We start from the raw sequence: 13,142 nt of genomic DNA on the forward strand, positions 1-13,142 counted from the left end.
GTTCAAAGGCTCCGTCCATGAACATCGCGATAGGCCTTTTGCGCTCCATCCACCGGCAAGGCCGTCGCCTCATAGACGCCACGCGCGACCGCGCGCGCCATCACCATGGTCGCCAGATGGCAAAGCTCGGCGAAATGAACGCCGCCCTCAAGCGGCTTTTCACCGGTCGCGGCCGCGAACATGGTGTCGCCGTCGCTTGGCAGATGGGCGGGCAGAACGGCGCGCGCCAGCCCGTCATGCGCCATGATGGAAAGGCGATGCGCCTGCGCCTTTGTCAGCGCGGCATCCGTCACCACCACACCGATGGTCGTTGCCGTGAGATTGACCCCCTTGAGGCGCAGCGCGGTATGATCCGGCTCGAAACGATCGGGAAAACCGCAATCGCCGTATTCACCCTGCACTTCAAACGGCGCGGACCAGAAATGGCGGCTCGTTCCAACGGTTGCCGAGCCGAGCGCATTGACGGCAACGATGGCCGCCACCTTATAACCGCCGGAACTGACAGCGCTTGCCGAACCGAGCCCGCCCTTGAAGGTGGCTGTCGTCGCACCCGTTCCGGCCCCGGCCGTTCCGAGCTCAAAGGGCGTCGCACGCGCCGCCTTGAAGGCCGCATATCCCATCTCGCGATAGGGTGAATGCAGCCCCCAATCCTTGTCGCCGCCATTCAGCAGATCCATCAGGATCGCCTGCGGCACGATGGGAACGCGGGTGGAACCCACCTGCAGGCCGCGTCCGATTTCGCGCAGCCCGGCCTGAACGCCGCCCGCCGCATCCAGTCCGAAGGCAGAACCGCCCGACAGCACGAAGGCGTCCACCGTTTCCACCGTCATCGTCGGGTCGAGCAGGCCGGTATCGCGCCCGCCCGGCGCACCACCCAAAACAGAACCGGAGGCAATGGCGGGCTTTTCGAAAACAATCGCCGTAACACCGGAGCCGAGGGCGAGATCGGTAACATTGCCGACCGAAACGCCGCCGATATCCGTCAGAAGATTGGTGAGTGCCGCCATACCGTTTCCCTTTTCTCCCGGTATCCCGCCACCATCAGGCACTGTCAACGCAAAACGTGAGGCGCCTGATGTCGACGACAGGCCGCGATCAGGAAAAAACCGCCGTTCCGATCACCGGCGTCGAGGGAACGGCCATGTCCCTCGGATCCAGCGGCCCGGAGAGATACGCCTGATGGCCGGCTTCTATCGCCCGGGCGAAAGCCTCCGCCATGCCGACCGGGTCTCCCGCGCCCGCCACCGCCGTGTTGAGCAGAACGGCATCGTAACCGAGCTCCATCACCGTGACGGCATGCGACGGGCGGCCGATACCGGCATCGACAATCAGCGGCACATCCGGGAAACGCGCCCGCATGGATTTCAGCGCCGTCAGATTGAGCGGCCCCATGGCGCTGCCGATTGGCGCGCACCAGGGCATCAGCACCTTGCAGCCTGCCTCCAGCAGCTTCTCGGCGACGACCAGATCGTCCGTCGTATAGGGAAAGACCTCGAAACCATCGCCACAGAGGATTTTCGCCGCTTCGACAAGTGCGAAGACATCGGGCTGCAGCGTGTCGTGATGACCGATGACCTCCAGCTTGATCCAGTTAGTGCGGAACACATCGCGGGCCATCTTTGCCGTCAGCACCGCTTCCTTGACCGTGTGGCAACCGGCGGTGTTGGGCAGGATCTGGCGATCCAGCTCACGGATAAGTTCGAAAAACTGACCGCCCTTCTTGCCAGCCGCCGTTTCCCGGCGCAGTGAAATCGTCAGAATATCCGTGTTGCTCGCCCGCACGGCATCGGCAAGCACAGCAGGAGACGGATAGCGCGCCGTGCCGAGCAGGAGACGGGACGAGACCTCGCGGCCATAAAGCGTCAGCATGGTTTCAGCCTCCCTGCATCGGCGAGAGAATTTCGATACGGTCGAAAGCCTTCAGCTTATAATCGGCGCGCTCTTCCGAATGCACCAAGTCACCGTTTACCGCCGTCGCCAGCCACTCCCCCTCGTATTCGAGGCTGGCGAGCAGGCCGGCCAGCGTCTCGGCGGCGAGATCAAGCTCGTCGCCATTCACCAGAAGTTTCATGATCCCGTTCCTTTTGAGAGAGAGTTTGGCAGACGATTTCAGCCGCCTGCCGCGCCATCGCTGGCGACAGCAGAAAGCCGTGCCGGTGCGCGCCGTTGATGAAAATTGTCCGGCCATCCTGCGTGACCTTCGGCAGATTGTCGGGATAGGCGGGGCGCACGCCGGTGCCTGTCTCGATGATTTCCGCTTCCGCGAAAGCCGGATGCACGGCGTAGGCGGCATTCAAGAACTCCATCATCGAGCGGGCGGAAATGGCGCCCGCATCTTCCGTCTCGATCATCGTCGCGCCCACCATGAAACGGCCGGGCTCGCGCGGCACGATGTAAAGCGGAATGCGCGGATGCAGCAGCCGGACGGGACGAGACAGGGAAACCTCCCGCGTGGCGAGATAGAGCATCTCTCCCCGCACACCGCGAAGATCGGAAATCCCGCCGATTGCCGCAGAACCAGTGCAATCCACCACCCGGTCGAACGGCTCTTCATCCAACGGGATACCCATATGGAACTGCACCCCCATGGCGCGAAGCCGCTCATGCAGCGATTTCAGTGCTAGACGCGGATCGAGATGCCCCTCGCCCGGAAAATAAAGCCCTGAGCGAAACCGCCCGGCAAGATCTGGCTCCAGCGCGGCGATTTCGCCCTCATCCACCCAGCGATAGCCAGCGGTCCGCGATGCGAAACGCGAAAGCTCCGCCTTGTCGCGGGCCGGCGCAACGACCAGCGTACCGTGCCGCACGACAAGGCCGGGTGTCGCTTCATCCCACCAGTCGAGCGCCGCCTGACCGAGCGTCAGAACCGCCGCTTCAGCGCTTTCACGCTCGCACCAGGGCGCCAGCATGCCGCCCGCATACCAGGATGCGCCGCGAGAGGGTTCGGCATTGCGCTCGCAAACCTCGACGGTAACGCCGGTCCGCACCAGTTCGAAGGCCGCCGTCAAACCGGCGACCCCCGTTCCCTTGACCAGAACGCGCATGCTATTCGGCATCCGCAGGGGTCGCGAGCGGCATGTAAAGCTCACCGCCTTCCTTGAAGCGTGCGGCCATCGCCTCCAGCCCCTCCTTCTGCGCCTCGGCGCGGATATCGTGGGAAATCCGCATCGAGCAGAATTTCGGTCCGCACATGGAGCAGAAATGCGCGACCTTGTGCGCTTCCTTCGGCAAGGTCTCGTCATGGAAGGAGCGCGCCGTATCCGGGTCCAGCGACAGGTTGAACTGATCCTCCCAGCGGAACTCGAACCGCGCGCGCGACAGCGCATCGTCTCGCACCTGTGCCGCCGGATGGCCCTTGGCGAGATCGGCAGCGTGGGCAGCGATCTTGTAGGTGATGACGCCGACCTTCACGTCGTTGCGATCCGGCAGGCCGAGATGTTCCTTCGGCGTGACGTAGCAGAGCATCGCTGTGCCGAACCAGCCGATCATCGCCGCACCGATGCCGGAGGTGATGTGGTCGTAACCCGGCGCAATATCGGTGGTGAGCGGCCCGAGCGTATAGAAAGGCGCCTCGCCGCAGGTCTTCAACTGCTTGTCCATATTTTCCTTGATCTTGTGCATCGGCACATGGCCGGGGCCTTCGATCATCACCTGGCAATCCTTCGCCCAGGCGATCTGCGTCAACTCGCCGAGCGTCTCCAGCTCCGCGAACTGTGCGGCGTCATTGGCGTCGGCAATCGAGCCGGGACGCAAGCCATCGCCCAGCGAGAAGGAGACGTCGTAAGCGCGGCAAATGTCGCAAATCTCGTCGAAATGCTCATAGAGGAAGCTTTCCTTGTGGTGATGCAGACACCACTTGGCCATGATCGAGCCGCCGCGCGAAACGATGCCGGTGACGCGGTTGACGGTGAGCGGGATGTAATGCAGCCGCACGCCGGCATGGATGGTGAAATAATCCACACCCTGCTCCGCCTGTTCGATCAGCGTATCGCGGAACACTTCCCAGTTCAGGTCTTCGGCAATGCCGTTGACCTTCTCAAGCGCCTGATAGAGCGGCACCGTGCCGATCGGCACCGGCGAATTGCGGATGATCCATTCGCGGATATTGTGGATGTTGCGGCCGGTAGACAGGTCCATGACGGTATCCGCACCCCAGCGGATCGCCCAGACCATCTTCTCCACCTCTTCCGCCATGGAGGAGGTGACGGCGGAATTGCCGATATTGGCATTGATCTTGACGAGAAAATTGCGGCCGATGATCATCGGCTCAAGTTCCGAATGATTGATATTGGCAGGGATGATGGCGCGGCCGGCCGCCACTTCCTGACGCACGAATTCCGCCGTGACGTAGTCAGGGATATGCGCCCCGAAACTCTCGCCGTCACGCGCCAACTTTTCCCTGGCCGCCTCGCGCCCGAGATTTTCACGGATGGCGATGAATTCCATTTCCGGTGTGATGATACCTGCCCGCGCATAGGCAAGCTGGGTCACGGCTTTACCGGCCGTGGCTCTGAGCGGCTGGTGGCGCACCGAAAATTCAGGCGTCAGGCGTTCGCCGGTGGCAAAGCCGTTATCCTCCGGCTTGACGTGCCGGCCGTCATAAGCCTCGACATCGCCGCGGGCCACGATCCAGTCATGACGCAGACGCGGCAGACCCTTTTCAATCAGAACGGTATGCGAAGGATCGGTATAGGGACCGGAGGAATCGTAAACCGTCACCGGCGGTTCGCCCGCCGTCGGATGAACGGCGATCTCGCGCATCGGCACGCGGATATGGGGATGTAAAATGCCGGCTTTGTGGATTTTGGTAGAGGCGGCATGCGGCCCGGTGGTGACGACAAGCGGGATATTCTTGGCAGCGATATTCATCTTGAGGCTCCAAAGTTTGACAGTGGAGACCCAGTTCGAGCCGGAATGATGGAAAATACCGAATTGCCGAAACGCGACGTCATACGCCCGCCCGACCTTCGGTCTTTGCACCGTCCCTACGCCAGTATGAACTGGATCAGGTTCAACGGGTCACTGCGCATGAAAGCAGAATCTCAGCCCCTTGACGGGACACCCCTGGTGAATGGCCACAGCAAAAAACACCGACCGGCATTTGTCAAGGCCGACGATCCATGCTTGGCAAAGGTGCGGGAATGGCGCATGCTGCCGTTAGTTGTAATTAACCTAACGGTTTAGGCGAATATTATCGTTTGCAACGTAACGATAAGCACAAACCATCCTGATGTGAAATTCATGGGAGATACGTCGGAATGAACGCGACTATTCGTGAAATACTGGCCAAATTCGGCCAGCTTCCAACCCCAGTCGATACGATTGCAGATGAAGCCGATCTTTATGCGGCGGGCCTTTCTTCCTTTGCATCCGTGCAATTGATGCTCGGCATCGAAGAAGCATTCGATATCGAATTCCCCGACAATCTGCTGAACCGCAAGTCATTTGCGAGCATCAGGGCCATTGAAGACACCGTTAAGCTCATTCTGGATGGTAAAGAGGCAGCCTGATGAACGTCACCGTAGCGCCGCAGGATGAAACGCTGTCCGCGCGCGCAGGCCGTGTCGCGGCAATCGCCGCCAAACACGCGGATGAGGTGGATGTCACCGGCCGATTCCCACAGGAAGCCGTCGACGCCTTGCGACAGGAACGTCTGCTCGGCATCCAGGTCCCCTCTTCGCTGGGCGGCGAAAGCGCTTCCTTACAGGAAATCGCCGATATCTGCGCCCGGCTCGGTCAGGCCTGTTCGGCAACCGCGATGATTTTCGCCATGCACCATATCAAGGCATCCAGCCTAGTGGAACACGGCGAGACGAGCGCGTGGCATGCCGACTTCATGAGCCGCATCGCGAGCGAACAGCTTCTGCTTGGCTCCGCCACCACCGAAGGCGGCATTGGCGGCAATCTGCGCAACTCCATCTGTGCAATCGAGGTCGAAGGCGATTTCTGCCGGCTGGAAAAAGACGCCACCGTCATTTCCTATGGCAGCAATGCCGATGCGATCCTCATCACCTCGCGCGCCCACAAGGATGCCGCGCCCGCCGATCAGGTGATGACGGTCTTTCTGAAAAACCAGTACACGCTCGAAAAGACCCATGTGTGGGATACGCTCGGCATGCGCGGCACCTGTTCGGATGGCTTCCTGTTCCGCGGCGAAGCGCCGGCGGCGCAGATATTCCCGAAACCCTTTGCGGAAATCGCCGCACAATCCATGCTTGCAAGTTCGCATCTCCTGTGGAGCGCCGTCTGGTACGGCATCGCCTCGGATGCCGTGCTGCGCGCCCAGTCTTTCGTGAGAGCCGCGGCGCGCAAATCGCCCGGCACCGCTCCTCCCGGCGCGATCCGGCTTGCCGAGGTTTCCACCAAGCTGCAGGTGGTGAAATCCAACATAATCGCCGGCATCAAGGCTTACGAGGACACCAAGAGCGACCCTGAAAAGCTGATGTCGATGGCCTTTGCCGTCGCCATGAACAATGTGAAAATCTGCTCTTCGGAAACCATTCTCGAGATCATCGATCATGCCATGCTGGTCTGCGGCATCATGGGTTACAAGAACGGCACGCCCTACAGCCTCGGCCGGCACCTGCGCGACGCGCACTCCGCCCGTCTGATGATTTCCAACGACCGCATTCTCGGCAATTCCGCCAATCTCCTGCTGGTTCACAAGCAGGACACCAGCCTCTTGGGATAAGACCATGGACATGCAAACCTCGTTTCTCGATCGACTGTTCGAAGAAGGCCTGCTGATTGAAACCGGTGTTGACGGTCTTTATGGACGCAGCGGCCAGTTCGAGGATGTCATTGCCGCCTTCGAGCGGCTGATCGACCGCACGGGCGCCGCTGACGGCGCCGAAGCAATCCGCTTTCCGCCCGGCATCAACCGCGCCTATTTCGAAAAGAGCGGTTATATGAAGAGCTTCCCGCAGCTCGCCGGCACAGTCCATTCCTTCTGCGGCTGTGAGCTCGACCATGTCAGCCTGCTGAAAACCATGGACGAGGGCGGCGACTGGACCAAGGACCAGAAAGCGACAGACATCGTGCTGACGCCGGCGGCCTGCTACCCGCTTTATCCGACGATTGCCAAGCGCGGCGCGCTACCTGCCGGCGGCGGTCTCTATGACATCCAGTCCTATTGCTTCCGTCATGAACCTTCCAAGGACCCGGCCCGCCAGCAGCTTTTCCGCATGCGCGAATATGTTTGCATGGGCACCGAGTCCGACGTCACCGAATTCCGCCAGACCTGGATGGATCGCGGCGTGGAGATGATGAAAGCGGTCGGGCTCGACGTCACCATCGATGTCGCCAACGATCCCTTCTTCGGCCGCGCCGGCAAGATGCTCGCCAACAACCAGCGCGACCAGAACCTGAAATTCGAACTCTTGATTCCGGTCACATCCGCGACCAGCCCGACGGCCTGCATGAGCTTCAATTATCATCAGGATGCCTTCGGCCAGAAATGGGGCCTCAATCTCGACAATGGCGATGTCGCCCACACCGCCTGCGTCGGTTTCGGCCTTGAGCGCATCGCGCTGGCGCTGTTTGCGCATCATGGTCTCGATGTGAAGAAATGGCCTGCGAAGGTCGTGGAAACGCTCTGGGGCTGATCATTCATGCGGCAGATTTTTCCCGGTCTCGATCCCAAAAACTATGTGCAGCATCCGCTCCATTCCTCCGAGAGAATGTGGCCGGAGACCAATTGCTACATCGATTTGTGGATCGAGGTGCTGGCCTCGAAAGGTCTGCCGCCGGAAGCCATGTTCGGTTTCACGCTCACGCAGGACTTCGAAGGCGACCAGTTCACCTTCTTCAAGGTGCCGCTGGAAGACCTCGAGGCGCTTTATGGCGTTCGCGCCACCGAACTTGCGATCTTCGACAGCGTGGAAAGCCACATCGAGGCGCAGCTCGCACGCGGCCGCATCTGCCTGATCGAGATGGACAGCTTCTATATGCCGGATACCCATGGGGTGGGCTACCGGAAGGAACATGGCAAGACCACCATCGCCATCAACCGGCTCGATCTCGCGAAGCGTGAACTCGACTATTTCCACAATGCCGGCTTCTTCCACCTTTCAGGCGAAGATTTTGACGGCCTGTTCCAGCATCATCTGGCCGAGACCGACCCGCCGTTCCTGCCCTATACCGAATTTGCGAAATTCGCGGATAGCACCCCCTCGCCCGCACATATTCGCAAGACGGCCGAACGGCTCCTGAAGTTTCATTTTTCCAGACGGCCCTCCGCCAACCCGGTCCGCGCTTTTGCCGGCGTTTTTCCGGCGCAGGTGGAAAAGGTCGCCGACCGACCCTTCGGTTTTTTCCACAAATATGCCTTCAACACGCTGCGCCAGCTCGGCGCCAATTTCGAACTGGCGGCAAGCCACTTCGAATGGCTGGACGCGGACGGTTTTTCTGAAGCAAGAGACCACGCGCTCAAGATTTCCGAGGTTGCCAAGACCGTGCAGTTCCAGCTCGCCCGCGCCGTCACCCGCCGCAAATTTGATGCACTGGCCACCGTGCTCGATCCAGCAGCGGATGCGTGGGATGGCATGATGGAAGCGCTTTCGACTAAACTCACTGATGCCAGCGAGGCCGCGTGAGGACTTATCTTCCCGGCGAAAGCGAGGAATTGCTGAGCGAAGGCTGGACGCTGACGCTGACGCCCGCCGATGCCTGTGAGACGCCGTCCGATATTCCCGCATCGCTTGAAAGCCTTCACGTCTCCGTTCCCGGCACCGTGGCGCAGGCTCTGGAAGCGGCCGGAAAATTCGACCGCCTTGCTCCGGCGCCTCTCAATGACAGGGATGCCTGGTATCGGCTGACGATGATTTCCGATGCCCGGGAGCGTGCCACCCTGCGCTTCGACGGTCTCTCCACCATTGCCGAAATCTTCTTCAACGGCGAGCTGATCGCCGCGAGCCAAAGCATGTTCGAAAGGCTGGAAGTACCGGTCGAACTCACGGGCGCGGACGAGCTTTGCATCTGCTTCCGGGCGCTTGCGCCGAGGCTTGAAAAAACCGGTCCCCGCGCCCGCTGGCGGCCGCAGATGATGAATACGCAAGGGTTGCGGCTGATCCGCACCACCGCACTCGGTTACATGCCCGGCTGGTGCCCGGAAATCCACGCCGCCGGTCCATGGCGGCCCATCAGTCTGATCAGACAGGAAGCGGTGCTTTGCACGCTCCGGTCTTCGCTGGACGAGGCCGGAACGGGAACGGTCGCCATCGCGCTGGAAACCAACCGGCCCATAAAATCGGCACGGCTTGGCTGCGCGGGTTACAGCGCCGATCTTTCCAGGGATGAGAACGGCAAGTTTTCCGGCGAGCTCCACATACCCGATGTCGAACCATGGTGGCCGCACACCCATGGCAGGCCTGCGCTGCACGACACACTTTTGGAACTGGACGGCGAACAACATAGGCTGGGGCGTACCGGCTTCCGGCGGGTCGAGATCGATCATGGCGAAGACGGTAATGGTTTCGGCCTCAAGGTGAACGGTCAGCCGGTCTTCTGCCGCGGCGCGGTCTGGACGACGGCCGATATTGTGCGCCTGCCGGGAACGGGGCCGGACTACGAGCCCTGGCTGAGAAAAGCCGCGGAAGCCGGCATGAACATGATCCGCATCGGCGGCACCATGGCTTATGAGACGCCGGAATTTTTCACACTTTGCGACGAACTCGGCATCATGGTCTGGCAGGACGCCATGCTCGCCAATTTCGATTACCCGGCAAAGGACGAGAGCCTGCGCCAGCATATCGTCACGGAAATCTCGCAGTTCCTCGAAGCCACCGCGCTTTCTCCATCGCTCACCGTCTTCTGCGGCGGCAGTGAAATGTACCAGCAGGGCGCGATGCTCGGTCTGCCGGAACAGATATGGAAGGGAACGCTCACCGAGGAGGTTCTGCCGGAACTCCTTGCCGAGAAACGCCCGGACGCAGCCTATGTCGCCAATTCTCCCTCCGGCGGCGCATTGCCCTTTTTTCCCAACGTCGGTGTCGGCCATTATTACGGCGTGGGCGCCTATTGCCGTCCGCTGGAAGATGCGCGCCGCGCCGATCTGCGCTTCGCCGCCGAGTGCCTCGCCTTCGCCAATATTCCCGAACAGGAGACGCTGGACAGATATCTACCTGGCGTGGCCGTGCACGATCCGCGATGGAAGGCACGCGCACCGCGCGATCGCGGGGCATCCTGGGATTTCGAGGATGTTCGCGATCATTATCTGAACCTGCTCTACGACGTCGAACCGGATGTTCTGCGTCGCGAAGACGGCAGCCTTTATCTCGACATGTCCCGGGCCGCCACGGCCGAGGTCATGGAGGCGACTTTCGCCGAATGGCGGCGCAGCGGTTCCTCCTGTCAGGGCGCTCTGGTCTGGACCCTGCAGGATCTCGTTACCGGCGCAGGCTGGGGTGTCATCGATGCCACTGGCCGGCCCAAATCCGTCTGGCACGCGTTGAAAAGGGCGTTCCGCCCCATCCAGGTTACTTTTTCCGATGAGGGCACGAACGGGCTGGATATACACCTCGTCAACGAGACCGGCGGCAGCCTCGAAGCCATGCTGGAACTGACCTGCCTGCGCGAAGGTGTGCAACCCGTCGTCCACGCCAAACGACCGCTCACGCTTTCGCCGCGACAGAGCCAGACCATTGCCGCAACAGATTTGTTCGGCGCCTTTTTCGATACGACCTATGCCTATCGTTTCGGCCCTCCGTCCCATGACGTAACCGTCGCCCGGCTTCGCGACGTTGCGACAGGACACGTCATCGCCGACGCATTCCATTTCCCTCTCGGCCGGAAAAAGGCGCTGCACGCCGCAAACCTTCAGGTCGCGATCGGTGAAACGAGCGGCAACTGGTCTCTTGAAATCGGCACGGACCGGCTGGCACAGTCCGTCCATGTCGAGGTGCAGGGTTATTACGCCTCGGAAAACTGGTTCCATCTCGGCCCCGGCGAAACCAGAAAAATCAGCCTCCTGCCGGAGACCCCGGCGGCGGAAGTCCCTCCTTCCGGAGAGGTCGTGTCACTGGGTTCCAGCCGGCGATTTTCCTTCTAAAGCATGACGGCCAGGCATTTTTACCGCAAATGCGCAAGAGCCAGCCGCTTCACCGCGTCGATATAGATTTGTCTGGCTTCCGGCGTTGAAAGATTGTGATCGGCATCGGGAATAATGGTCAGCGACACGTTCTTATAGGCGGCCAGTCCTTTGCCATTGGCGTCGAAGTAATATTGGAAGTGCTCCAGACCATCGTCGTTGTCGCTGTAGAGCAGATGAACGGCGGTATCATTCGCTTTCAATTTGTCGAACGCACCATAGACGGCACGCCCTTCCTCGCTGCCCCTGCGGAAGAGCCTCGCCGTTTTTGTCGAAAGCCTCTTGATTGTCGCCTTGACGATATTCAGCCCCGCGCTTGCCACATCGACATCGCCGCTGATGAGACGTTTGAATGTCGCGCCCTGTCGAAAGCGCTGGCTGTATTCGCCGAAGGAACGCGGGCGTTTATGCAGGGCCTCATCCACCGAGCGGCCTTTGCGCCAATGGAAGACGACCGGATTGACCGCGACCACAGCGCCGATCCGCTCATCGGCGATTGCGCCATTGAAGGCGAGATAAGCGCCGCTGCACCGGCCCGCCGCAATGAAAGGCCCCTTACCGCGCTTACCGAGGAAATCGAGTGCGGCAGCCACGTCGTCATTCTGCGCGACATCGTAAAGAACCTGCTCGGGCACGTTTTTGACCGGAGGACTGTCGGCAATATTAGCCGCGTCGAAGCGAAGCGATGCCACCCCCTCGCGCGCCAATGTACGGGCCATCTGTACGGAAAGCCTGCCCCAGCCCGCATGCCGGTCATAGGCGGCGCCAAGCAGAAGAACCGAAGAAACCACCTCCCGGTCGTCCGGCCCGCAAAAAATGCCGAAAAGCCGCCCGCCTTCTCCAAATTGCACCGGCTGCTCGACAAAACCGCGCCCACGCTGTGGGGCATTGACTGTGAAATCCTCCTGGGGGATAGCCGGACTCTCGGCATGGGTCTGGGAGAGGACCCAATCGACCAGCAGGTTGACCACATCGTCGGATATTCTCGAAAGCGTAGGACTGGAAATGAGATCGTCGTAACCTGAAAACTCCGCCTCCTCCACCGCACCGCCAATCGCAACGAGATGCCTGGCGAAGTCGGCATCGGTTACGCGACCCGGCCGAGAGAGCGCCAGAATGCTGCGCGCCGGAGCAGCGGTCAGATTTGAAAGATTGGCCTTCCTGATCGCATCGGCAACACCGGCAGGCATGGCCATGCCGGCAATCGATCCCGCCTCCGTCATCCGTTGCGCGGGCCGAAGACCGAGGCCATCGTCGATCATGGAGGACCACATCGCCAGCTCACGCAGATAGGCGCGGCCGGAAACGACAGACCCCAGAAGCGCCATGGAACCCACTTCAGTCACATCGGCAAACGCCTGTGCAGCAATCAGGCAGCCGAGGCCCTGAGCGACAACGACCACTTCGGCGCAGCCGGAAAGACGCGTCAGACAGTTGAGCGCCGCGCGCGCGTCGGAAATCCAGTCCGCTGCACGGCCCGCATCGTCAGGGTCGAAGGCGTCACCCGCGCCCAGATAATCGAATCGCAGGCTGGCGACACCGCAAGCGGCCAGCCGCTCGGCCAGTACCCGTTGAAACTTGCGGCTGCACAGCTCCTCCATGCCCCATGGGCTGGCGAAAAGAACGGCATGGCGCTGTCTGACGTCCTTGCGCGCCGGATGGAAAATCCCAGTGAGCCCGTCAAAAGAGACCGGATGCGCAACCGCCCCATTCGAGGCAATGCCGGAAAGCGACAATGCATCAAGAGACGGATCGCTGCCTGTACGCTCTGAAATATCTATCGCCATCGACCTTGCCATCATTGCGCCAGTGTCTGGCTCAACCATTACGGGATCATTGTATCGAAGCGTCTTACCGCCTGATCTACAATAAAAACAACAACATTAGAGAAGTCTAAAAATATAGTCGCATTTATATCCATTGCCGCCCGCACGTTGCAAAAACGAACACTGCGATGATGGGCAAGTCCCGGCAGGGCCGCTATTTTGCTCGAAACCGCTTGAATATACTGATAAATAGCGAGTCCCATACCTATTTGCAGGAGGAGGTTGCGCCA

At 60.7% G+C, this 13,142-nt stretch carries 12 protein-coding genes and 1 riboswitch; of the genes, 5 read left to right on the plus strand and 7 right to left on the minus strand.

What is annotated here, in order from left to right; all coding sequences use genetic code 11:
• Positions 1–2 precede the first annotated feature (2 nt).
• The 5 genes from I3J13_RS05840 to thiC form a co-directional block, all read right to left on the minus strand.
• On the minus strand, positions 3–1,007 hold the full coding sequence (locus I3J13_RS05840) for a P1 family peptidase (RefSeq protein ID WP_196378249.1): 1,005 nt from the start codon (positions 1,005–1,007) through the stop codon (positions 3–5).
• 88 nt (positions 1,008–1,095) lie between these two features.
• Positions 1,096–1,869 (minus strand): thiazole synthase, encoded by a 774-nt coding sequence (locus tag I3J13_RS05845; protein WP_196378250.1) that lies wholly within the window; start codon positions 1,867–1,869, stop codon positions 1,096–1,098.
• Between the two features lie 4 nt (positions 1,870–1,873).
• Positions 1,874–2,071, minus strand: coding sequence for a sulfur carrier protein ThiS (gene thiS, locus I3J13_RS05850; protein ID WP_003521310.1), 198 nt, complete (start codon positions 2,069–2,071; stop codon positions 1,874–1,876).
• Positions 2,040–3,044, minus strand: a complete 1,005-nt coding sequence (gene thiO / locus I3J13_RS05855) for a glycine oxidase ThiO (protein ID WP_196378251.1) — start codon at positions 3,042–3,044, stop codon at positions 2,040–2,042. Before thiO ends, thiS begins: the two co-directional genes overlap by 32 nt.
• A 1-nt stretch (position 3,045) precedes the next feature.
• Complete coding sequence (gene thiC / locus I3J13_RS05860) at positions 3,046–4,869, minus strand: phosphomethylpyrimidine synthase ThiC (protein ID WP_020813455.1); 1,824 nt, start codon at positions 4,867–4,869, stop codon at positions 3,046–3,048.
• 95 nt (positions 4,870–4,964) lie between these two features.
• A riboswitch (TPP riboswitch) is annotated at positions 4,965–5,076 on the minus strand.
• Between the two features lie 182 nt (positions 5,077–5,258).
• Between thiC and I3J13_RS05865 the strand changes: the two genes are divergently transcribed.
• The 5 genes from I3J13_RS05865 to I3J13_RS05885 are packed head-to-tail and all read left to right on the plus strand — an operon-like array spanning position 5,259 to position 11,047.
• Positions 5,259–5,510 carry an acyl carrier protein gene (locus tag I3J13_RS05865; RefSeq protein ID WP_003521307.1) on the plus strand — a complete coding sequence of 84 codons (252 nt, stop codon included), beginning with the start codon at positions 5,259–5,261 and terminating at the stop codon, positions 5,508–5,510.
• The gene (locus tag I3J13_RS05870; protein ID WP_196378252.1) at positions 5,510–6,691 is read left to right on the plus strand and encodes an acyl-CoA dehydrogenase family protein; all 1,182 of its coding nucleotides are present in this window, start codon (positions 5,510–5,512) and stop codon (positions 6,689–6,691) included. The genes I3J13_RS05865 and I3J13_RS05870 overlap by 1 nt, the downstream gene beginning before the upstream one ends.
• A gap of 4 nt (positions 6,692–6,695) precedes the next feature.
• Positions 6,696–7,604 carry an amino acid--[acyl-carrier-protein] ligase gene (locus I3J13_RS05875; RefSeq protein WP_196378253.1) on the plus strand — a complete coding sequence of 303 codons (909 nt, stop codon included), beginning with the start codon at positions 6,696–6,698 and terminating at the stop codon, positions 7,602–7,604.
• A 6-nt stretch (positions 7,605–7,610) separates the two neighbouring features.
• A complete protein-coding gene (locus I3J13_RS05880) occupies positions 7,611–8,594 on the plus strand; it encodes a DUF1839 family protein (RefSeq protein WP_196378254.1) in 984 nt (327 codons plus the stop codon).
• Entirely contained in the window at positions 8,591–11,047 is a 2,457-nt protein-coding gene (locus tag I3J13_RS05885) for a glycoside hydrolase family 2 protein (protein ID WP_196378255.1), read from the plus strand. The genes I3J13_RS05880 and I3J13_RS05885 overlap by 4 nt, the downstream gene beginning before the upstream one ends.
• A gap of 20 nt (positions 11,048–11,067) precedes the next feature.
• Here I3J13_RS05885 and I3J13_RS05890 read toward each other — a convergent pair whose 3' ends face one another.
• Positions 11,068–12,873: an alpha/beta fold hydrolase gene (locus tag I3J13_RS05890; RefSeq protein WP_196378256.1), complete on the minus strand. Its 1,806-nt coding sequence runs from the start codon at positions 12,871–12,873 to the stop codon at positions 11,068–11,070.
• Positions 12,874–12,911: 38 nt separating this feature from the next.
• Positions 12,912–13,115 carry a hypothetical protein gene (locus I3J13_RS05895; RefSeq protein ID WP_196378257.1) on the minus strand — a complete coding sequence of 68 codons (204 nt, stop codon included), beginning with the start codon at positions 13,113–13,115 and terminating at the stop codon, positions 12,912–12,914.
• Positions 13,116–13,142: the final 27 nt, after the last annotated feature.

The organism is Agrobacterium leguminum (genome assembly GCF_015704895.1).
Classification (GTDB): domain Bacteria; phylum Pseudomonadota; class Alphaproteobacteria; order Rhizobiales; family Rhizobiaceae; genus Agrobacterium; species Agrobacterium leguminum.